A 19,216-nucleotide genomic window follows, 5' to 3' on the forward strand; every position below is an offset into this window, starting at 1 on the left:
GCTTGCCCGACCCTTTCGGTACACCCCTAGACTGAACATCCAGCAGGTGGCTACACGCTCGAAAGGCGCCCCCGTGTCCATCGGCAACTCCCCTGAAGACGACCGGCCTTCCGTCGGTCGTGTCCTCCAGCAGGCCCGCGTCGACGCCGGACTGACCGTCGACGAGATCAGTACGACCACGCGGGTGCGCATCCCCATCGTGCACGCGATCGAGCAGGAAGATTTCTCGCGTTGCGGCGGGGACGTGTACGCCCGTGGTCACATTCGAACACTCGCGCGCGCAGTGGGGCTGGATCCGGCCCCACTGATCGCTCAGTACGACGCCGAGCACGGCGGCCGGCCCGCACCGACCCCGGCGGCGCCGCTCTTCGAGGCGGAGCGTATCCGTCCCGAGCCGCGGCGCCCGAACTGGACGGCGGCCATGGTCGCCGCCATCGTCGCCGTGGTCGGTTTCGTCGGTTTCACGCTGTTCAGCGACGGTGACCGGGGCCAGGAGGCCTCCGTCGCCGACGGCCACGTCGGCGAGAGCCCGACCGTCAAGCCGTCCCCGAGCAAAACCAAGCCCGCCGACCCCAAGCCCGAGCCCTCCGACAGCGCCATCGCGGGGCTGCCGAAGGACAAGGTGACCATCAAGATCACCGCCCGTGACGGACAGAGCTGGATCTCCGCCAAGGACGCCAACGGCAAGCTCCTGGAGGACGGCCTGCTCCGCAAGGGCGAGTCCAAGACCTTCTCCGACAAGAAACGGATCGATCTCGTCCTCGGTAACGCCGGAGCCGTGCAGCTGTACGTCAACGGCAAGGAGGTCAAGGAGATCGGCGACAAGGGCTCCGTCGAGCGCCTGAGCTACACCCCGGGTGATCCGCAGGCCGGCTGACCGAGCGCCCGCCGCCTGCCGGGGAAACGCCCGCCGCCTCTCGGGGAGAGGCGGCGGGCGGCCGTACGAAGGGGCACGGAGCCGTGCGGGAACCCTCCCAGACATGGGGACGTCCGGGACGAAGTAGGCTGAGCCCCATGCCCGAACGCCGTACCGTCGCCCTTGTCACTCTTGGCTGCGCCCGTAACGAGGTGGACTCGGAGGAGCTCGCAGGCCGCCTGGCAGCGGACGGCTGGGACCTCGTCGAGGACGCCGCCGATGCCGATGTCGCCGTGGTCAACACCTGTGGTTTCGTCGAGGCCGCCAAGAAGGACTCCGTCGACGCCCTCCTGGAAGCCAACGATCTGAAGGACCACGGCCGCACCCAGGCCGTCGTGGCCGTGGGCTGTATGGCCGAGCGGTACGGCAAGGAGCTGGCCGAGGCGCTCCCCGAGGCCGACGGCGTGCTCGGCTTCGACGACTACACCGACATCTCCGGCCGCCTGCAGACCATCCTGAGCGGCGGCAACGTCGAGGCCCACGCCCCGCGCGACCGGCGCAAGCTGCTGCCGATCAGCCCGGCCGAGCGCCAGAGCGCCGAGGTCGCGCTCCCCGGCCACGGGGACGCACTGGCCTCCGCGCCCGAGGACCTGCCCGAGGGGGTCGCGCCCGCCTCCGGGCCGCGCGCCCCGCTGCGCCGCCGGCTCGGCAACAGCCCGGTGGCCTCGGTGAAGCTCGCTTCGGGCTGTGACCGCCGCTGCTCCTTCTGTGCCATCCCGTCCTTCCGCGGCTCCTTCATCTCCCGCCGCCCCTCGGACGTGCTGGGGGAGACCCGCTGGCTGGCCGAGCAGGGTGTGAAGGAGATCATGCTGGTCTCCGAGAACAACACCTCCTACGGCAAGGACCTCGGTGACATCCGTCTCCTGGAGACGCTGCTGCCCGAGCTGGCGGCCGTCGACGGCATCGAGCGCATCCGGGTCAGCTACCTGCAGCCGGCCGAGATGCGGCCCGGCCTGATCGACGTGCTGACCGGCACGGACAAGGTCGCGCCGTACTTCGACCTGTCCTTCCAGCACTCCGCCCCCGCCGTGCTGCGCGCGATGCGCCGCTTCGGGGACACCGACCGCTTCCTGGACCTGCTGGCGCAGATCCGTACGAAGGCGCCGCAGGCCGGTGCCCGCTCCAACTTCATCGTCGGCTTCCCCGGGGAGACCGAGGAGGACTTCGCCGAGCTGGAACGCTTCATCAGCGAGGCCAGACTCGACGCCATCGGCGTCTTCGGCTACTCCGACGAGGACGGTACCGAGGCGGCCGGCTACGAGGACAAGCTCGACCCCGACCTGGTGGCCGAGCGCCTGGCACACCTGTCCCGGCTTGCCGAGGAGCTGACCGCGCAGCGCGCCGAGGAGCGCCTGGGCGAGACCGTCTCCGTGCTGGTCGACCGGGTCGACGACGAGGACGGCGTGGTCGGCCGCGCGGCGCACCAGGCGCCGGAGACCGACGGCGTCACCCTGCTCACGACCGGCCAGGACCTGGTTCCCGGTCGTATGGTCGAAGCAAAGGTGGTGGCGACCGAGGGCGTGGACCTCGTGGCCGAGCCGCTGCCGCTCGGTGCCGAGCACGGCGCCGGGTGTCCCGAGGAGGCGGGCAGATGACCGGAGTCCCGGCTTCCGCCGCCGGCGCTTCCGCTGCTGGCGGAGCCGGCCGGCCGAAGACCGTCCGGCGGCAGGCCGGGCTGTGGAACATCGCCAACATCCTCACGATGCTGCGGCTGGTCCTGGTACCGGCGTTCGTGCTGCTCCTGATGCACGGCGACGGTTACGACCCCGCCTGGCGCTCGTTCGCCTGGGCCTCGTTCGCCATCGCCATGATCACCGACCTCTTCGACGGGCATCTGGCGCGCGCCTACGACCTGGTCACCGACTTCGGGAAGATCGCCGATCCGATAGCGGACAAGGCGATCATGGGCGCCGCGCTGATCTGCCTGTCGATCCTCGGCGACCTGCCCTGGTGGGTCACCGGCGTGATCCTCTTCCGGGAGCTCGGCATCACGCTGATGCGCTTCTGGGTGATCAGGCACGGGGTCATCCCGGCCAGTCGCGGCGGCAAGATGAAGACGCTCGCCCAGGGCACCGCGGTCGGGATGTACGTCCTCGTGCTGACCGGCCCGCTGGCCACGCTGCGCTGGTGGGTCATGGCGGTGGCCGTGGTGCTGACCGTCGTCACGGGCCTGGACTACGTGAAGCAGGCCGTCGTGCTGCGCAGGGCCGGGCTCGCCAAGTCGCGGGAGGCCCTCCGGCAGCACTCCGGTGAGGCGTCCTCCGGGCAGGGGCCGGTGCGGTGAGTGGTACGGAGGCTGCGCACGGGCCCCAGGAGGGTGCTGGGACGGGCGCTGAGGCCCGTGCGGCGGCTCTTGGGCACCCCGGCGCCTCCAGCGGCTTCGAGAGCGCTGCACGGGCGCTGGCGGCCTTGACCGAACGCGGGCAGACCCTTGCGGTGGCCGAATCCCTGACCGGCGGCCTCGTCGCGGGTGCGCTGACCGCGGTTCCCGGTGCCTCACGGTGCTTCCGGGGCTCGGTGACGGCGTACGCGACCGAACTGAAGAGCCTCGTACTGGGTGTGGACGGCGCGCTTCTGGCCACCCGGGGTGCGGTGGACGCCGATGTCGCCCGGCAAATGGCACAGGGTGTGCGACGAGTGCTCGGCGCCGACTGGGGTATTGCCACAACAGGCGTCGCCGGCCCCGACCCCCAGGACGGGCAGCCGGTCGGCACGGTCTACGTCGCGGCCACGGGGCCCGGCGGTGAGGGAAAAGTGCGCCGACTGGCGCTGCACGGCGATCGCGACCGGATCCGTCGGGACAGCGTCACCGCAGCAGTGGATCTGCTGTTGAGCGAACTGACAGAAAATGCGCGGGCAAAGGATACGGAACATCACGGGGGTATTTGATGTTTACAGCCCTGAGTGAACACGAACTCGCTCCCGGCACGGCTGACGCCCGAGGCGGTACGGTGGGGCGAGATGGATCCGGATCCGAGGTCCGAGGAGGGAGCCAGCGATGATTCTGCTCCGTCGCCTGCTGGGTGACGTGCTGCGCCGACAGCGTCAGCGTCAAGGCCGCACCCTGCGCGAGGTCTCCTCCTCCGCCCGGGTGTCGCTCGGCTATTTGTCCGAGGTCGAGAGGGGGCAGAAGGAGGCTTCCTCCGAGCTGCTCTCGGCGATCTGTGACGCGCTGGACGTACGGATGTCCGAGCTCATGCGGGAGGTCAGCGACGAGCTGGCGCTCGCGGAGCTGGCCCAGTCCGCGGCCGCGAGCGAGCCGGTGCCGGCGCCGGTGCGGCCGACGTTCAACGCCGTGTCCGTCGCTTCGCTGACGGGCGTTCCGGAAGAGCGTGTGACGATCAAGGCTCCGGCGGAGGCCGTGGATGTCGTAGCGGCCTGACCGTTCGATTCGATGCATGGAGAAGACCCTGACGGGCACTCGCCCGTCAGGGTCTTCGCGTTGGATGTGACGCGGAGGGCCTGTTGCCCGAACTGCGGCATTTCCTGCGGTGAGGCATCGTTTAAACGATGGTCGAAACGGACCATTCGCTCTGAAACAGGGAGTAAATGCATGCCTGTCGTCAACAGCACGCTGTCCGAGAGCGACCGCAAGACGGTCGGCGACGCGCTCCAGGGCGCTCTGGTCGACCTGGTCGACCTGTCGCTCATCGCCAAGCAGGTCCACTGGAACGTCGTCGGTCCGCGCTTCCGGTCCGTCCACCTCCAGCTCGACGACGTCGTCGCCAGCGCCCGCGGCCACGCCGACACGGTCGCCGAGCGTGCCTCCGCGATCGGCGTGAACCCCGACGGCCGCGCCGAGACGATCGCGAAGACCAGTGGCGCAGGCCCCGTCGAGGCCGGCTGGATCAAGGACAACGACGCGGTGGGCACTCTCGTACGGGCCCTGGGCGCCGTCATCGAGCGGATGCGGGAACGTATCGCCGTCACCGACGAGCCGGACCCGGTCACCCAGGACATCCTGATCGGACTCACCGCCGACCTGGAGAAGCACCACTGGATGTTCCAGGCCGAGGAGGCCTGAAGCGCACCCGGCGGAGGGACCGTTTCCGGCACGTGCCGCCGGATTCCGGCCGTGGCCTGACAGCCGCTGACCGGCCTTGAACGGGGTTGGACCGGTCGGAGAGCAGTTCCGTCCGACCGCGTGTCGCGCATTGCGGAACGCGCCGTTCGTGCCCCAGTGCGCCCTCCCGCTGGATCTTCATGGCCGACTACCGTCGACCGGAGGAGGCAGTCATGGCACGGCGCGGCTTCTTCTCCCGGCACCCGGTCCGGGGCGCGGGCGCAGAGGCGCCCGGGACACCGGGCCGCGGCCGGGTGGGGGCGCCAGGCAGCGGCCGGACGGCAGCGCCGCCGCGTGGTCAGGTGGGAGCACCCGGCCACGGTCCGGCGGAGCTGTTCCGCTCCGCACCGGGCCGCTGGGCCGCCGCGCTGCTGCTCGGGATGCTGTGGTGGTGGGCCGTGCTGCGACTGTTCTTCTGGCCCGAGGGAGCGGGGGTCGTGGAAGGTGCGATGGCAGCGGGCGGCTGGGGTCTGAGCCTGCTGCCGGTGCACTGCGTATCGCGCCAGACGCGCCGCGGTGGCGGCGGCCGCGTCGGCCCGGTCGGCTGGCGCCGCAGCGGCGGCTGCGTAGGCTCACCGACCGGCCCCGCTCTCACGGACCGGCTCACGGAGGCCTGGCGGCATCGGCGGTGGGGTGAGGGGGCGGGCCGGTGACGGCTTGATCCCGTCGTTCGTGTCCCCTCGCTCGTGGGAGCTCGGTCCGACTCCGGCCGGAGGGTCGGCTTCCGGCGTCAGCTTCCGGCTTCTGCCGGAGGGTCGGGCTGGCAGCGCGGGCACCAGTACGTGACGCGTGCCTGTGGTGCGGGCCCCTGCTCGGCGACCTGTACCGGCGTCTCGCAGCGCATGCAGGGCCGGCCGGCCCGGCTGTAGACCCACAGGCGCCGGTCCGGGCGCGCGCTCGGCGTGGTCGTACGGTCCAGGCGCTGTTTGTTCGCCTCCAGCAGCCGTTTCGCCAGCGTGACCGCCCGCTCCGGCCGCGGCAGGGCGCCCACCGGCAGCCATGGCGAGGCGCGCAGCAGGAAGCACAGCTCGCACTTGAAGACGTTTCCGATCCCGGCCAGATTCCGCTGGTCCAGCAGCGCCTCCCCGAGTGCCCGGTCCGGATCGGCCAGCAGCCGGCGCAGCGCCTCGTCGGGGTCCCAGTCCGGCCCCAGCAGGTCCGGGCCGAGGTGGCCGACGGCGTTCTCCTCGTCGGCGGTGCGCAGCAGTTCCAGTACGGGGAGGCGGTAGCCGACGGCGGTGCGTTCCGCCGTGCCCAGCACCGCACGGATCTGGTGGTCGGGCCCGCCGCGCCAGCGCTCGCCCGCCGCGTACACCCGCCAGGCGCCGTCCATCCGCAGATGCGAGTGGAGTGTCAGGCCGCCCTCGACGCGAGTCAGCAGATGCTTGCCACGCGGCACCACCTCCAGCACGGAACGCCCGGCGAGATCGGTCGTGGCCAGCTTGGGCACGCGCAGATCCGTGCGGGTCAGCCGCTGCCCGGCCAGCGCCTTGTGCAGTTCAGCGGCGGCGCGCCAGACGGTGTCACCTTCGGGCATGGCTCCATGATGCCGCGCGCGGGGTACGGGGTGCGCCGCGCGCGGTGCAGGGGCGGCGCGTGCCGGGGCTTGTCGGCCAGGTGGGCGGGGTGGCGGGGCGACTGGGCGCTCGCGGCGCTTCGGGCACCTCGGTGGCGCACCGTGATCGGCCGTCCGGTTCTCCGGCCGGGGCCAGGCGTTCGGCCGGACCCGGCCGAACGCCCGCGGCACAGCGCTCACGTCCGCAGCCGCAGCCCCCTCGGTGTCGCGAGGAAGCCCGCGCTCTCCAGTTCGCCGGCCAGGGGTGAGGTGAGGGCGGGGGAGCCGTTGATCCGCTCGACGGTGACCGCGCCCACGAGGCCGTTCCGTACGGCCGCCGCCAGCGCCTCCAGGGCGAGTCGTACCCGCGCCCCTCCGGACTCCTCCCCGGCCTGCCAGGCCAGCAGCGTCTTGCCGCCGCGCTCCATGTAGACCGCCAGCTCGCCGTCGACCACGACGACGAGCGAGCCCGCCTTGCGGCCGGGCTTGTGCGACGAGCCGTCCGGCGGCTCGGGCCAGGGCAGCGCCGCTCCGTACGCGTTGGCCGGGTCCGCGGCGGCCAGCACGACGGCGCGCGGGGCGCCGCCCCCGCGGGCCGGCCCCACCGGCTGCCAGGAGCCGCCGGGCGCGGACTCCTCGGCCGTACGGTCCCGGCTCGTACTGACCGCGCGCAGCCGGTCCACCGCGCCGTCCATCGCGAACTGCGCCGCGCCCAGTCCCTCGACGACGTATCCGCGGCGGGCCTGGCCCGTCTCCTCGAAGGCGGACAGCACCCGGTACGCCGCGGAGAAGCCGCCCTCGACCCCCTCGGCGGCCACCGCGCCCCGGGTGACGACGCCGTGCCGGTCCAGGAGGGTGTGGGCCAGCGCGTGCGCGCGGTGGGTGGGCTCCGGCTCCAGGGCGGGCAGCAGCGCCCAGCGGCCGGCGACCGTGGGCGGCCCGGACCGGGAGGCGGTGGGCCGGCCCGTCCGTCCGGTGGCGGCGGTGAGGCCGCCGTACCGGCCGCGCGGGGTGGCCCTGCGGGCCCGGTGCGCGGTGGCGCCGGCCGTACGGCCCGAGCCGAGCAGGGCACGCAGGGGTGCGAGGGTGTCGTTGGTCAGCCGCCCGGACCAGGCCAGGTCCCAGACCGCCTCGGCCAGTTGGGGATCGGTGGCCTCCGGGTGCGTGGTGGCGCGCACCTGGTCGGCGATCTGCCGGAAGAACAGGCCGTACCCGGGCGCGAGGGCGTCCAGCACCGACTGGTGCAGCGGCGTCACCTCGAAGGGATGCGGCTGCGGGAGGAGGAGCGGCGCGGTGTCGGCCGGATACAGGGCGATCCAGCCGTCCTTGCCGGGCAGGGCGCCGGCGCCCGCCCACAGGACCTCGCCCATGGAGGTCAGTTCGTCGAGCATGGCGGGGGAGTAGCCCGCCACCCGGGACGGCAGGACGAGCCGCTCCAGGGCGGAGGCCGGCACCGGCGCACCCTGCAGCTGCTCGACGGCGCGCATGAGCCCGTCGATGCCGCGCAGCCCCTGGCCGCCGACGCTCTGCCACTGGGGCAGGAAGGCGGCCAGCGCGGGCGGCGGCACCGGCTCCAGCTCGTGCCGCAGCGCGGCCAGTGACCGCCGCCGCAGTCGCCGCAGCACCTGCGCGTCGCACCACTCCTGGTGCACCCCGGACGGCGCGAACTCGCCCTGGACGACCCGGCCGGCTCCGGCGAGGCGGTGCAGCGCCCCGTCGGTGACGGCCGTGCCGAGGCCGAAGCGGGCGGCGGCCTGCTCGGAGGTGAACGGGCCGTGCGTCCGCGCGTACCGCGACAGCAGGTCGCCCAGCGGGTCCTTGACGGGCTCGGTGAAGGACTCGGGGACCCCCACCGGGAGCGCCGTGCCCAGGGCGTCGCGGAGCCGCCCGGCGTCCTCGACCGCGGCCCAGTGGTCGGCGCCCGCGACACGTACCCGGATGGCGCGGCGGGCGGCCGCCAGCTCCGCCGCCCAGGCGGGGTCCGCACCCCGCTCAACCAGCTCGTCGTCGGTCAGCGGCCCGAGGATGCGCAGCAGGTCGGCGAGGCCCTCGGCGTCCTTGACCTTGCGGTCGTCGGTCAGCCACTGCAGCTCGCGCTCCAGGTCGGTGAGGACCTCCGGGTCCAGCAGCTCGCGCAGGTCGGCCTGGCCCAGCAGCTCGGCGAGCAGCCGGGAGTCCAAGGAGAGCGCGGCCGCACGGCGCTCGGCGAGCGGGGAGTCGCCCTCGTACAGGAACTGCGCCACGTACCCGAAGAGCAGCGACCGGGCGAACGGGGACGGCTCCTGGGTGGTCACCTCGACCAGCCGGACGCGGCGCGCCTCGATGTCCCCCATCAGCTCGGCCAGGCCCGGCACGTCGAACACGTCCTGCAAGCACTCGCGGATGGCCTCGAGGACGATCGGGAAGGACCCGAACTCGCTCGCCACCTGGAGCAGTTGAGCGGCGCGCTGACGCTGCTGCCACAGGGGCGTGCGCTTGCCCGGATTGCGGCGGGGCAGCAGCAGTGCGCGGGCGGCGCACTCCCGGAACCGCGAGGCGAACAGTGCTGAGCCGCCCACCTGGTCGGTCACCACCTGGTCGACCTCGCCCTTGTCGAAGACGACGTCGGCGGCGCCCACCGGCGGCTGGTCGGGGTCGAACTGCGCGCCCGCGGCGTCCGGGTCGGTGTCCAGCAGGTCCAGGCCCATCAGGTCCGCGTCCGGCAGCCGCAGCACGATGCCGTCGTCGGCGTGCATCACCTGCGCGTCCATGCCGTACCGCTCGCTGAGCCGGGCGCCCAGGGACAGTGCCCAGGGGGCATGCACCTGCGCACCGAACGGCGAGTGCACCACCACCCGCCAGTCGCCCAGCTCGTCCCGGAAGCGCTCGACGACGATCGTGCGGTCGTCGGGGACGTGGCCGCAGGCCTCGCGCTGCTCGGCGAGGTAGCTCAGCACGTTGCCCGCTGCCCAGTCGTCCAGCCCGGCGGCGGACAGCCGGGCCCGGGCCGCCTCCGGCTCCAGCGCGCCGATCTCCCGGAGGAACGCGCCGAGCGCGCGGCCCAGTTCGAGCGGGCGGCCGAGCTGGTCGCCCTTCCAGAAGGGCAGCCGGCCGGGCACACCGGGGGCGGGCGAGACCAGTACCCGGTCCCGGGTGATGTCCTCGATGCGCCAGGAGGTCGTACCGAGCGTGAAGACGTCGCCGACCCGCGACTCGTACACCATCTCCTCGTCGAGCTCCCCGACGCGGCCGCCGCCCTTCTTGGGGTCGGCGCCGGCCAGGAACACGCCGAAGAGGCCGCGGTCGGGGATCGTGCCGCCGGAGGTGACGGCCAGCCGCTGGGCGCCCGGCCGTCCCGTGACGCTGTTCGCCACGCGGTCCCACACGATGCGCGGCCGCAGCTCCGCGAAGGCGTCCGAGGGATACCGCCCGGCCAGCATGTCCAGCACACCGGTGTACGCCGACTCCGGCAGCCCCGCGAACGGCGCGGCCCGCCGCACCACCGCCAGCAGCTCCTCGACGTCCCAGGCGTCCATCGACACCATCGCGACCAGCTGCTGGGCCAGCACGTCCAGCGGATTGGCCGGTACGCGCAGGGCCTCGATGGCCCCCTCCCGCATCCGCTCGGTGACCACGGCCGCCTGCACCAGGTCACCGCGGTACTTCGGGAAGACCACGCCCCTGGACACCGCGCCCACCTGATGGCCCGCGCGGCCCACCCGCTGCAGTCCGGAGGCGACCGACGGCGGCGACTCCACCTGGACCACCAGGTCCACGGCGCCCATGTCGATGCCCAGCTCCAGACTGGAGGTGGCCACCACGGCCGGCAGCCGGCCCGCCTTCAGGTCCTCCTCGACCTGCGCGCGCTGTTCCTTGGACACCGAGCCGTGGTGCGCCCTGGCCAGGAGGGCGGGCGCCCCCTTCGCGCCGCCGGACTGGGCCATCAGGTCGGCGGGCGAGTGGTCCTCGGGCAGCGGCTCACCCGTGGCGCGCTCGTACGCGATCTCGTTCAGCCGGTTGCACAGGCGCTCCGCGAGGCGCCGGGAGTTCGCGAAGACGATCGTCGAACGGTGCGCCTGTACGAGGTCGGCGATGCGCTCCTCGACGTGCGGCCAGATGGACGGCTTGTCGCCGCCCGTGTCGCCGCCGTCGGGCCCCGTCTCCTTCACGGGCGAGCCGCCCAGCTCCCCCAGGTCCTCGACGGGCACGACGACCGAGAGGTCGAACTCCTTCCCCGAGGGCGGCTGCACGATCTCCACCCGGCGGCGCGGCGACAGATAGCGCGCGACCTCCTCCACGGGCCGGACCGTCGCCGACAGGCCGATGCGGCGGGCCGGGCGGGGCAACAGCTCGTCCAGGCGCTCCAGCGACAGCGCCAGATGCGCGCCGCGCTTCGTCCCGGCGACGGCGTGCACCTCGTCCAGGATCACCGTCTCCACGCCCGCCAGCGCGTCCCGCGCCTGCGAGGTCAGCATGAGGAACAGCGACTCGGGAGTGGTGATCAGGATGTCCGGCGGGCGGTTGGCGATCGAGCGGCGCTCGGCGGCGGGGGTGTCGCCGGAGCGGATGCCCACCCGGATGTCGGGCTCCGGCAGCCCGAGCCGGACCGACTCCTGGCGGATGCCGGTCAGCGGGGAGCGCAGATTCCGCTCGACGTCGACCGCGAGGGCCTTGAGCGGGGAGACGTACAGCACCCGGCAGCGCTTCTTGGCCTCGGCGGGCGGCGGGGTGCTCGCGAGGGAGTCCAGCGAGGCGAGGAAGGCGGCGAGGGTCTTGCCCGAGCCCGTCGGCGCGACGACCAGGACATCGGAGCCCTCGTCGATGGCCCGCCAGGCGCCGTCCTGGGCGGCGGTGGGCGCGTGGAAGGCCCCCGTGAACCAGCCTCTGGTCGCGGGGGAGAAGGAATCGAGCGCGGTCCTCGCCATGCACCCATCGTGCCTCGGGCCACTGACAACGGTCGGCCGACGAGCCGTCCGGACCGTGGACGCGCAGGTCAGCGGCGGCACGCCGGACGCAGAATGGGGGCATGGGCAGCGGCGGGGGCGGCCCGGCGGAGGGCCGGGGGAGCGGAGGCGCCGGCGGACGTGCGTCCGGCGAGTGGGCACGGCACTGGCGGCACTCCGGGCTGCCCGGCCTCGACCTGCTGCGCGCCCGGTACGTGCGCCACACCTTTCCCCGCCACAGTCACGACGGGTTCGTGCTGGGCGCGGTGAGCGGTGGCATCGAGGAGGTGGGGCTGCCCGGGGGGACGGTGCGGGCCGGTGACGGCAGCGTCGTCATGATCAACCCGGAGGTGCCGCACACCGCGCGGGCGGGCGTCGCCGAGGGCTGGACGTACTCGACGCTGTACCCGTCCGCGGGGCTCGTCGCCGGCATCGCCGCCGAGACCACCACGCTCCGCGGTACCCCCGGTTTCGCGGAGACCTCCGTGCTGGACCGGAGCGCCGCCCGCCTCATCCACGAGGTGCACCGGGCGGCGGAGGAGGGCGACGCGCTGGCCGCCGACAGTGTGCTGCGGATCCTCGTCGCCCGGCTGCTGCGCGGATACGGCGGTTTCCTTCCGGCGCGCACGCCACGAACGGCCGGTGCCCTGCGGGCCGCACGCGCCCGTGACGTCCTGCGGGAACGGCTGGCCGAGCCGCCGTCCCTGGAAGAGCTCGCCGCGGAAGTGGGCACGAGCTCGTTCGCACTGCTGCGCGCCTTCAAGGACGCCTACGGGATCCCGCCGCACGCCTGGCTGACCAATGCCCGGGTACGCCGTGCCCGGCGGCTCCTGGAGAGCGGCAGCACGCCGGCGGAGGCCGCTGCCGCGGTCGGCTTCTCCGACCAGCCGCATCTGAACCGGCACTTCACGCGGATCGTCGGGGTGCCGCCCGGTGCGTACCGGCGGGAGCGCGGTGCCTCCGGACGCCGGTCCGCTTCGGAGGGCCGCTTCCCTTCGGAGGGCCGCTTCCCTTCGCAGGGCCGGCCGCTTTCCGGAGCTCGGCCACACGAGGGCGGCCGCAAGAACGTACAAGACCGCGGTGGCCGTCCCGCCTAGCTTGGCGACGTGCCTGAACAGATCGAACAGACCACACCTCACGGGATACCGGACCCGCCGTGCGCCTCCTCGGACGCGTCGGGCAAGTCCGACGCCGCCGTCATCAGGGACGCGCTCGGCGTCGGCGTCGCCGTCGGCCTCTCCGGCTTCGCCTTCGGAGTCACCTCGGCGGGCGCGGGCCTGAGCGTGCTCCAGAGCTGCCTGCTCAGCCTCCTCGTGTTCACCGGAGCGTCGCAGTTCGCCCTGGTCGGCGCGCTGGGCGCGGGCGGCAACCCGTTCGCCGCCGCGGCCGGCGCGTTCTTCCTGGGCGCCCGCAACGCCTTCTACGGACTGCGGCTCTCCGGGCTGCTCGGCCACCGGGCGCTGGTGAAGCCGTTCGCCGCCCACTGGGTCATCGACGAGACCTCCGCCGTCGCGTTCGCGCAGCCCGACAGGCGCAGCGCCCGCCTCGGCTTCACCGTCACCGGACTGACGCTCTACATCCTGTGGAACCTCACCACGCTGGCCGGTGCGCTGGGCGCCGAGGCGCTGGGTGACACCGGCGCCTGGGGGCTGGACGCGGCCGGGCCCGCCGCCTTCCTGGCGCTCCTCGGCCCCATGCTCAGGTCCACCGTGGAGCGCGCCGCCGCCGGCCTCGCCGTCGTCCTCATGCTCACCACCCTGCCGGTGCTGCCCGCCGGAGTGCCGGTACTGGTCGCCGCGCTGGCCGCGCCCGCCGTGCTGCTGCTCCAGGGCGTCCGCTCCCGTAAGGCCCCGCACGCACAGGAGGAGAGCCGGTGAACACCTGGATCGCGATCGGCGCCACGGCCGTCGGCTGTTACGTGCTCAAGTACGCGGGCCTGCTGGTACCCGCCGGCCTGCTGGAGCGCCCCCTCGTCAAGCGGCTCGCCGCGCTGCTGCCGGTGGTGCTGCTGGCCGCCCTCACCGCCCAGGAGACGCTCAGTGAAGGCGCCCGCCTCGTGCTGGACGCCAAGGTGGCCGGCGTCGGCGCGGCGGCCCTCGCCCTGATGCTGCGCGCGCCGTTCCTGCTGGTCGTCACCGTCGCCGTGGTGGTGACGGCGGGAGTACGGGCGCTCGGCGGCTGATACGAAGGGCGGCGGGGCGCACGGCCTACGGGCGCCCCGCCGCGGGCCTTCTAGGGCCGGCTGTCCGGCCCGTCGCCCGGCCGCTCCGTGCCCAGCCGCCGGGCGTCGCGTTCCGGGCGCAGGAAGAACGTGACGGCCACCCCGGCCACCGTCACCAGGCCGGCCATCAGCCCGTACGCGCCGAAGTACCCGGAGGCCACGGTCGCCCCGGTGTCCACGATGTGCCCCATGACGAGCGGTGCGAGCACTCCAGCCAGGGCGAACACGCAGGTCAGGGCGCCCAGGGTGACGCCTCGCCGGTCGGCGGGGGAGATCCGGGAGACCGCGGTCGCCGCGACCGTGAGGATGATGTCCGTGACGGCCAGCGGCCCGAGCAGCAGGACGATCTTGAGCCACAGCACGTCCGTCGCCGCGAACCACACCGTGGCAGCGCCCGCCAGGATCATCATCAGACCGGTCTTCACCCCCGAGGGCCAGGGGAGACGGGGCGGCAGCCCGGCTGCCGCCCGCTTGACCGACCGCTGCACCAGCACCCCGTGGACCAGCATCGCGGCGCCCTTGGTGAGCGCGGACAGCATGATCAACAAACTCGCGCCGCGCAGCGAGAGCCCGCCCACCTCCTGGAAGTAGTCCGCCGACCAGGTCAGCCCGGCCGACAGCGTCCAGTACGCGGCGAACGAGCCCAGCGCCGCGGCCAGCCACGTCCCCGACAGCAGCAGCCTCCGGTAGGGCACACGGGCCGCCTCCGTACGCGCTCCCGCGGCGGACGGCTCCGGTGCGCGCCGCCTGCCCACCGGAGGCGCCAGCGGCCCCTCGGCGCCGTACCGGAGCCAGACCGCCGCCCAGACCAGCCCGACGATGCCGACCACCCCGAAGGCCCACCGCCAGCCCCAGTGGTCGATCACCACGCCCAGCGTGGGAGCCGCGATCGCGACCCCGGCCGCCGCCCCCGCCAGCAGTACCGCCGTCGGCAGCGTGCGGTCCTTCTGCTCGAACCAGCCGTACAGGTGGTGCAGCGCCACCGGAGATGCCGGGCCCTCCGCCGCACCCAACAGGACGCGCGTGGCGACCAGCACCCCGAAGCCGGCTGCGCCGATCAGCATCGGCAGCTGCGCCGCCGACCACAGGAGCGCCATGCCGAGCAGCAGTACGGACGTACGCACCGTACGGGTGAGGAACGACCCCGCCAGCGCCGCGAGACTGAAGAGCGCGAAGAACGCCGACGACGCCGTCCCGAACTGCTCACGGGTCAGCCCCAGATCCCGCATCACCGGGTTCGCGGCCAGGCCCATGACCGTCTTGTCGGCGAAGTTCACCAGCATGAAGGCCAGCAGCAGCCAGGTCGTACGCCAGGCGTGCCCCCGCACGACACCGGCCGCGCCGGGGGCGACGACCGGCGCGGACCCGGCGGAGGACGTCACCGAAGCCGCCCCGCCGTGGCCCCGCCACCGTCCGCCGGGCCGCATGAGCAGCCGTCCTCGTCCGCGCCCGCCACGACACCCACCGCAATGCCGCCGGCCGCCCGCCTACGGCCTCCCTCGCTGCGCGTCAGCTCGGTGGTGAGGTCCGTCCCCTCGGCCACCGCCGCCGACTCGGCAGCGGCCCAGCGGAAGACGCCCTGGGCCATCGTGGACGACTCGGCGGCGGCCCGCTTCGCGTACACCTCCGCGCGGACCCGGGCCACCTCGCGGTCCTCGGGCGCCGCCAGCGCCGCCGTCTCCGCCAGGTGGGCGGCCAGCCGCAGCTCCCCGCGGCCCAGCAGGTCCGCCGCCCGGCGCGCCAGCACGGCGGCGCCACCCGCCGCCTCCGCCAGCTCGGCGGCCAGCTCCCCTTCGGGCGCGGGCTTGAGGTGCGCCGGGTTCTGGTCGTACCAGCCGCCCCACAGCCGCCACAGGTTGCGGACCACGAACTCCGGCTCGTCGTACGCGGGATGGAGGTACGGCTTGGCCAGCAGCTCCTCCGGCACCTGCACCCGGTGCAGTACCTCGTCCAGGCGCAGCCCCTCGTTCATCAGCTCCCGCGTCTGGGTGCACAACGACTCCAGCAGCTCCGCGCTGTCCCCGAGAGCCTGCGCGACGCGCGGCGCCCCGATGACGGGCACGCCGTGCCCCGGAAGCAGCACCTCGGCCCCCAGCTCCGCCATCGCGCGCAGGGCCCGCGCCCAGTCCTCGGGATAGCGCTGCACCTTCTGCGGGTTGCCGGCGTTCGGCGAGTTCCAGATGAACAGATCACCCGTGCACAGCGTTTTCAGCTCAGGGATCCATACGTAGGTGGCGTCGTCCGTCTCACCGCGCGCATGGAAGAGCTCGAAGGTGAGATCCCCGTAGCGGAGCGTGAGCCGGTCCCGGTACGTCGTGTCCGGGTAGCGGTAACGCGTCGGCCAGTTGAGCGACGGCACCCCGAACTGCCGCCGGTTGATCCATGAGTTGTACCCCGCGGTCTCCGTGTAGCGGTCGAAGCGCGCGGTGACCGCCTCGTGGGCGACCACCTCAGGAAGGGCGACGCCACGCGCCCGCGCGTCCTCGTCGAACGGCCCGACCCCGAAGACATGGTCCACGTGCCCGTGCGTGTAGACGACGCTGCGCACCTCCTTGCGCGCCGTACCGCCCGCCGCCGAGCCGAACCCCGTCACCGCCGTGTGCAGCTGTCCGGCCGTGCGGACGTCCCCCGAGTCCACCAGCACCAGCCCGTCCGACCCGGTGTCGAACACCGCCACGTTGGCGAACGCGGGGAAGAACCCGGTCCGCTCGCCGATGCGTACGAGAGCGTCACCCGTGTACGCCCCCGAGAGATGGCCGAGCAGGGAGTCCTGCCCCTCCCACACACGGTCCACGTAGGCGAGATAGTCGTCGAGGCTGTGCTGCGTCATAGAAAGCGGCTCCTTACGAAGGATCGGATGCCGGCCGGTACGCTGCGGCCTTCCCCGGCCGGTGCACCGAGTCTGAGCCGCCCGCGGACCAGGGGACATCCGGCGCTGTCACACCGCCGCGCCGCCGGTACTGTGACGCGTCACAACCCCGCCGCCCTCCCGTACGGGGCGGCGCCGCGTCCGTACGAAGGAGGCATGAGTGCCGCTCTCGGAAGCAGCCCGTCGCCTGGCCCTGCGCTGCGAGACACGGGTCAACGCACTGGCCCGTGAGATGACCGGCGACGTGTTCGGCGGCATTCCCGGTTACGCCGAGCTGCCCGACGACATGAAGGACGTCGAGATCGCCGCCACCGCGCGGCACGGGCTGCGCCTCTTCATGCGGCGGGCGCGCGGCCAGGACGGCCGCCGCGGGGACCACGCGCTCTTCAGGGAACGCGCCGCCCAGCGCGCCGAGGAGGGACTGCCGCTGCACCTGCTGCTCCGCACGCACGCGCTGGGCACGTACGCCCTGTGGCAGACACTCCGCGAAGAGGCCGCCCCGGGCGAGGAGGCAGCCCTCGTCGAGCTGGCCGACTTCCTGCTCCGCGGCCAGGGCGGCGTCATCGGGGCGGTCGCCGAGACCTACCTCGACGAACGCGCCGCGCTGGACGCCGAGCGGCATGAGGAGCGGCGCACACTGGCCCGTGCCCTCATCGACGGCACGCCGCCCGCCGACCGGACCACGCTGGAGGAACTGGGCCTGGACGGGCCCGTCACGGTCCTCGCACTGCGCCTGCCGCCGGCCGACGGGCCGGCCGCCACCGCACCCGTCGCCGTCCGCCGCCGTCTGCGGCGCCTCCAGACGGCCCTGGAGCGCGCATTCGGCACCGACGTACTCGCCGGCCTGGACGCCACCGGCGGCCACGCGCTCGTACCGGGCGCACCCGAACCCGCCGACGGCCTCGCCAGGCGGCTGGCCCGCGCCTGCGACGGCCCGGTGCGCTGCGCCGCCGCACGGGCCGAGAGCCCCGCGGGCATCCCGCACGCGGCCCGCACCGCCTCCGAAGTGATCCGCATCGCGCACGCCTCCGGCCGGCCCCCGGACCTGCACCGGCTCGCCGACGTACTGCTCGAATACCACCTCTCGCGCCACGACGAGAGCAGCCCGATGATCGCCGCCCTTCTCGACCCGCTCGACGGCCGCCCCGAACTGATCGACACCCTCCGCACGCACCTGGAGACCCGCCAGGACCGCCGCGCGACAGCACAGGCACTCGGACTGCACCCGAACACCGTCGACAACCGTCTCACCCGGATCGCCGAGCTCACCTCCGGCATCGACCTCGCCTCACCACGAGGCACCACCCTGGCCCTGTGCGCGCTGCTCCTCAGGGACAGTGCTCCCGTACCGCCCTCAGGGACGGCGCATGCCGACCCGCCGCCTTCGGAGAGGAGTCAACCGATGTCGCGCCCGTAGGCGCGCAGCGTCAGCAGCGCCCTCAGCGTCACCATCGGACGGCACTCCAGCGCGGTGCCCGGCGCCCACGCCCGCCAGTTGATCGGCCAGCCGCCGTCCTCCTCCTGGAGCGAGGCGAGGTGGTCCAGCGCCCGGTCCATCTCCGCGTCCGTGAACCAGCCGCGTGCCGGGGACGCCGGCGTGGGGGCGTAGTCGTACGCGAAATGATGTTCACCGGGCCCGTACCCCTCCGCCACGGGGATCTCCCGCACCCGCTCCGGATCGACGACCACCAGACCCTGGTCCCGCACCAGCCGGCCCAGGCGCTCGGCGGCGGCAGCCGCGCGCACCCGGTCCGGTACGCCGTCCAGGAAGGCGAGCGCGGCCTCGGCACCGTACGGATGCGTCTTCTCCAGGGACTCCACCGCCTGCCAGCAGTAGTCCGTGGCCCGGAAGAGCCAGGCGTGCCACACCTCATTGCGGTGCAGCAGCCCCACCACCGGACCGGTCGCCAGCAGATCGCTGGGCGGATCGTCCACGATCGGGATCCACGGCGCCGCGGGATAACCGCGCAACGAAGGATGCAGGGCCGGCAGCGCCCCCTCGGGTGTCGAGACACGCGTCAGATAGCCGCAGATCCGCTCCACCCGGCGACCGCTGCAGCGCCCGATGGCGTCCAGTACACCGAGCGCGTGCGCGGTGTGCAGCGGCTGGCTCACCGGACCGCGCAGGTCCGGCTCCAGGGCGTGACCGTATCCGTCGTCGTCGTTGCGGTACGCGTTCAGTGCGGTCTCGACGGCGTCCGCATCGCCGCCGAGGAAATGATGTTCGAAGCGGCGCTGTTCCAGGGCCCGCGCGGTGAGCCAGACGAAGTGCTCGGCGCGCGCCAGAGGGGTCATCGGTGGGCTTGCGGTTTCGGCCATGGACCGACGGTAGGGCGGAACCCGCGGCCGGTCAGCGGCTCGCGCACGGCAGCACCCTCAGGAGCGGGATACTGGGGTCATGCGGTTGACGGACTTCTGGCAGCGGATGGCGGATCACTTCGGGACGGCGTACGCCGACTCCTTCGCACGCGATCATGTGATGTCCGACCTGGGTGGCCGGACGGTCAACGAAGCACTCGCGGCGGGCTGGAGCGCGAAGGAGGTCTGGCGCGTGGTGTGCGCGGTGATGAACGTGCCGGACGAGAAGCGCTGACCGTACCGCGCCCCGCAGGCTGCGATCTCTGACGGCACCGCTCCGCGGCGTGGGTCAGAGCCCGCGATGTCCGACCC

General features: G+C 73.4%; 17 protein-coding genes. 12 read left to right on the forward strand and 5 right to left on the reverse strand.

Annotated elements, in window-relative coordinates; genetic code table 11:
• Positions 1 to 73: 73 nt before the first annotated feature.
• The 7 genes from AAC944_RS26675 (at position 74) to AAC944_RS36560 (ending at position 5,632) form a co-directional block, all read left to right on the forward strand.
• A complete protein-coding gene (locus AAC944_RS26675; RefSeq protein ID WP_030618864.1) occupies positions 74 to 877 on the forward strand; it encodes a helix-turn-helix domain-containing protein in 804 nt (267 codons plus the stop codon).
• Positions 878 to 1,014: 137 nt separating this feature from the next.
• Positions 1,015 to 2,511, forward strand: coding sequence for a 30S ribosomal protein S12 methylthiotransferase RimO (gene rimO, locus AAC944_RS26680; protein WP_030618861.1), 1,497 nt, complete (start codon positions 1,015 to 1,017; stop codon positions 2,509 to 2,511).
• Positions 2,508 to 3,200: a CDP-diacylglycerol--glycerol-3-phosphate 3-phosphatidyltransferase gene (gene pgsA / locus AAC944_RS26685; protein WP_030618859.1), complete on the forward strand. Its 693-nt coding sequence runs from the start codon at positions 2,508 to 2,510 to the stop codon at positions 3,198 to 3,200. The genes rimO and pgsA overlap by 4 nt, the downstream gene beginning before the upstream one ends.
• A gap of 125 nt (positions 3,201 to 3,325) precedes the next feature.
• Positions 3,326 to 3,805, forward strand: a complete 480-nt coding sequence (locus AAC944_RS26690) for a CinA family protein (RefSeq protein ID WP_490368270.1) — start codon at positions 3,326 to 3,328, stop codon at positions 3,803 to 3,805.
• 109 nt (positions 3,806 to 3,914) lie between these two features.
• A complete protein-coding gene (locus tag AAC944_RS26695; RefSeq protein ID WP_030618852.1) occupies positions 3,915 to 4,298 on the forward strand; it encodes a helix-turn-helix domain-containing protein in 384 nt (127 codons plus the stop codon).
• Positions 4,299 to 4,469: 171 nt separating this feature from the next.
• On the forward strand, positions 4,470 to 4,940 hold the full coding sequence (locus AAC944_RS26700; protein ID WP_030618849.1) for a Dps family protein: 471 nt from the start codon (positions 4,470 to 4,472) through the stop codon (positions 4,938 to 4,940).
• A gap of 212 nt (positions 4,941 to 5,152) precedes the next feature.
• The gene (locus AAC944_RS36560; RefSeq protein WP_438272759.1) at positions 5,153 to 5,632 is read left to right on the forward strand and encodes a hypothetical protein; all 480 of its coding nucleotides are present in this window, start codon (positions 5,153 to 5,155) and stop codon (positions 5,630 to 5,632) included.
• Positions 5,633 to 5,709: 77 nt separating this feature from the next.
• Here the strand turns inward: AAC944_RS36560 and AAC944_RS26710 are convergent, their stop codons facing one another.
• Entirely contained in the window at positions 5,710 to 6,516 is an 807-nt protein-coding gene (locus tag AAC944_RS26710; RefSeq protein ID WP_030618843.1) for an Fpg/Nei family DNA glycosylase, read from the reverse strand.
• Positions 6,517 to 6,731: 215 nt separating this feature from the next.
• On the reverse strand, positions 6,732 to 11,438 hold the full coding sequence (locus tag AAC944_RS26715) for an ATP-dependent helicase (RefSeq protein ID WP_030618840.1): 4,707 nt from the start codon (positions 11,436 to 11,438) through the stop codon (positions 6,732 to 6,734).
• A gap of 101 nt (positions 11,439 to 11,539) precedes the next feature.
• Between AAC944_RS26715 and AAC944_RS26720 the strand changes: the two genes are divergently transcribed.
• Genes AAC944_RS26720 through AAC944_RS26730 form a run of 3 tightly spaced genes read left to right on the forward strand, consistent with a single transcriptional unit; the run spans position 11,540 to position 13,638 of the window.
• The gene (locus AAC944_RS26720) at positions 11,540 to 12,553 is read left to right on the forward strand and encodes an AraC family transcriptional regulator (protein ID WP_078888741.1); all 1,014 of its coding nucleotides are present in this window, start codon (positions 11,540 to 11,542) and stop codon (positions 12,551 to 12,553) included.
• A 45-nt stretch (positions 12,554 to 12,598) separates the two neighbouring features.
• Positions 12,599 to 13,333, forward strand: coding sequence for an AzlC family ABC transporter permease (locus tag AAC944_RS26725; protein ID WP_196943145.1), 735 nt, complete (start codon positions 12,599 to 12,601; stop codon positions 13,331 to 13,333).
• Positions 13,330 to 13,638: an AzlD domain-containing protein gene (locus tag AAC944_RS26730; protein WP_030618832.1), complete on the forward strand. Its 309-nt coding sequence runs from the start codon at positions 13,330 to 13,332 to the stop codon at positions 13,636 to 13,638. Before AAC944_RS26725 ends, AAC944_RS26730 begins: the two co-directional genes overlap by 4 nt.
• A gap of 50 nt (positions 13,639 to 13,688) precedes the next feature.
• On the opposite strand, the gene AAC944_RS26735 is transcribed toward AAC944_RS26730, so the two are convergent.
• Positions 13,689 to 15,059, reverse strand: coding sequence for an MFS transporter (locus AAC944_RS26735; protein ID WP_196943143.1), 1,371 nt, complete (start codon positions 15,057 to 15,059; stop codon positions 13,689 to 13,691).
• The gene (locus AAC944_RS26740) at positions 15,056 to 16,507 is read right to left on the reverse strand and encodes an alkyl sulfatase dimerization domain-containing protein (protein ID WP_051872031.1); all 1,452 of its coding nucleotides are present in this window, start codon (positions 16,505 to 16,507) and stop codon (positions 15,056 to 15,058) included. Before AAC944_RS26740 ends, AAC944_RS26735 begins: the two co-directional genes overlap by 4 nt.
• A 199-nt stretch (positions 16,508 to 16,706) precedes the next feature.
• On the opposite strand from AAC944_RS26740, the gene AAC944_RS26745 reads away from it, so the two are divergent.
• Positions 16,707 to 17,963 carry a PucR family transcriptional regulator gene (locus AAC944_RS26745; RefSeq protein ID WP_063759987.1) on the forward strand — a complete coding sequence of 419 codons (1,257 nt, stop codon included), beginning with the start codon at positions 16,707 to 16,709 and terminating at the stop codon, positions 17,961 to 17,963.
• Here AAC944_RS26745 and AAC944_RS26750 read toward each other — a convergent pair.
• A complete protein-coding gene (locus tag AAC944_RS26750) occupies positions 17,942 to 18,865 on the reverse strand; it encodes a hypothetical protein (RefSeq protein ID WP_030618823.1) in 924 nt (307 codons plus the stop codon). The genes AAC944_RS26745 and AAC944_RS26750 overlap by 22 nt on opposite strands.
• 79 nt (positions 18,866 to 18,944) lie before the next feature.
• On the opposite strand from AAC944_RS26750, the gene AAC944_RS26755 reads away from it, so the two are divergent.
• A complete protein-coding gene (locus AAC944_RS26755) occupies positions 18,945 to 19,139 on the forward strand; it encodes a DUF3046 domain-containing protein (protein WP_030618822.1) in 195 nt (64 codons plus the stop codon).
• Positions 19,140 to 19,216: the final 77 nt, after the last annotated feature.

Source organism: Streptomyces sclerotialus (assembly GCF_040907265.1).
GTDB classification, from domain to species: Bacteria; Actinomycetota; Actinomycetes; order Streptomycetales; family Streptomycetaceae; genus Streptomyces; species Streptomyces sclerotialus.

Bases quoted from the DNA above. Each gene is read 5' to 3' on its own strand.
- pgsA (WP_030618859.1), top strand. From the start codon at position 2,508: ATGACCGGAGTCCCGGCTTCCGCCGCCGGCGCTTCCGCTGCTGGCGGA.
- AAC944_RS26720 (WP_078888741.1), top strand. From the start codon at position 11,540: ATGGGCAGCGGCGGGGGCGGCCCGGCGGAGGGCCGGGGGAGCGGAGGC.
- AAC944_RS26715 (WP_030618840.1), bottom strand. From the start codon at position 11,438: ATGGCGAGGACCGCGCTCGATTCCTTCTCCCCCGCGACCAGAGGCTGG.
- AAC944_RS26740 (WP_051872031.1), bottom strand. From the start codon at position 16,507: ATGACGCAGCACAGCCTCGACGACTATCTCGCCTACGTGGACCGTGTG.
- AAC944_RS36560 (WP_438272759.1), top strand. From the start codon at position 5,153: ATGGCACGGCGCGGCTTCTTCTCCCGGCACCCGGTCCGGGGCGCGGGC.
- AAC944_RS26695 (WP_030618852.1), top strand. From the start codon at position 3,915: ATGATTCTGCTCCGTCGCCTGCTGGGTGACGTGCTGCGCCGACAGCGT.
- AAC944_RS26755 (WP_030618822.1), top strand. From the start codon at position 18,945: ATGCGGTTGACGGACTTCTGGCAGCGGATGGCGGATCACTTCGGGACG.
- AAC944_RS26750 (WP_030618823.1), bottom strand. From the start codon at position 18,865: ATGGCCGAAACCGCAAGCCCACCGATGACCCCTCTGGCGCGCGCCGAG.
- AAC944_RS26700 (WP_030618849.1), top strand. From the start codon at position 4,470: ATGCCTGTCGTCAACAGCACGCTGTCCGAGAGCGACCGCAAGACGGTC.
- AAC944_RS26710 (WP_030618843.1), bottom strand. From the start codon at position 6,516: ATGCCCGAAGGTGACACCGTCTGGCGCGCCGCCGCTGAACTGCACAAG.
- rimO (WP_030618861.1), top strand. From the start codon at position 1,015: ATGCCCGAACGCCGTACCGTCGCCCTTGTCACTCTTGGCTGCGCCCGT.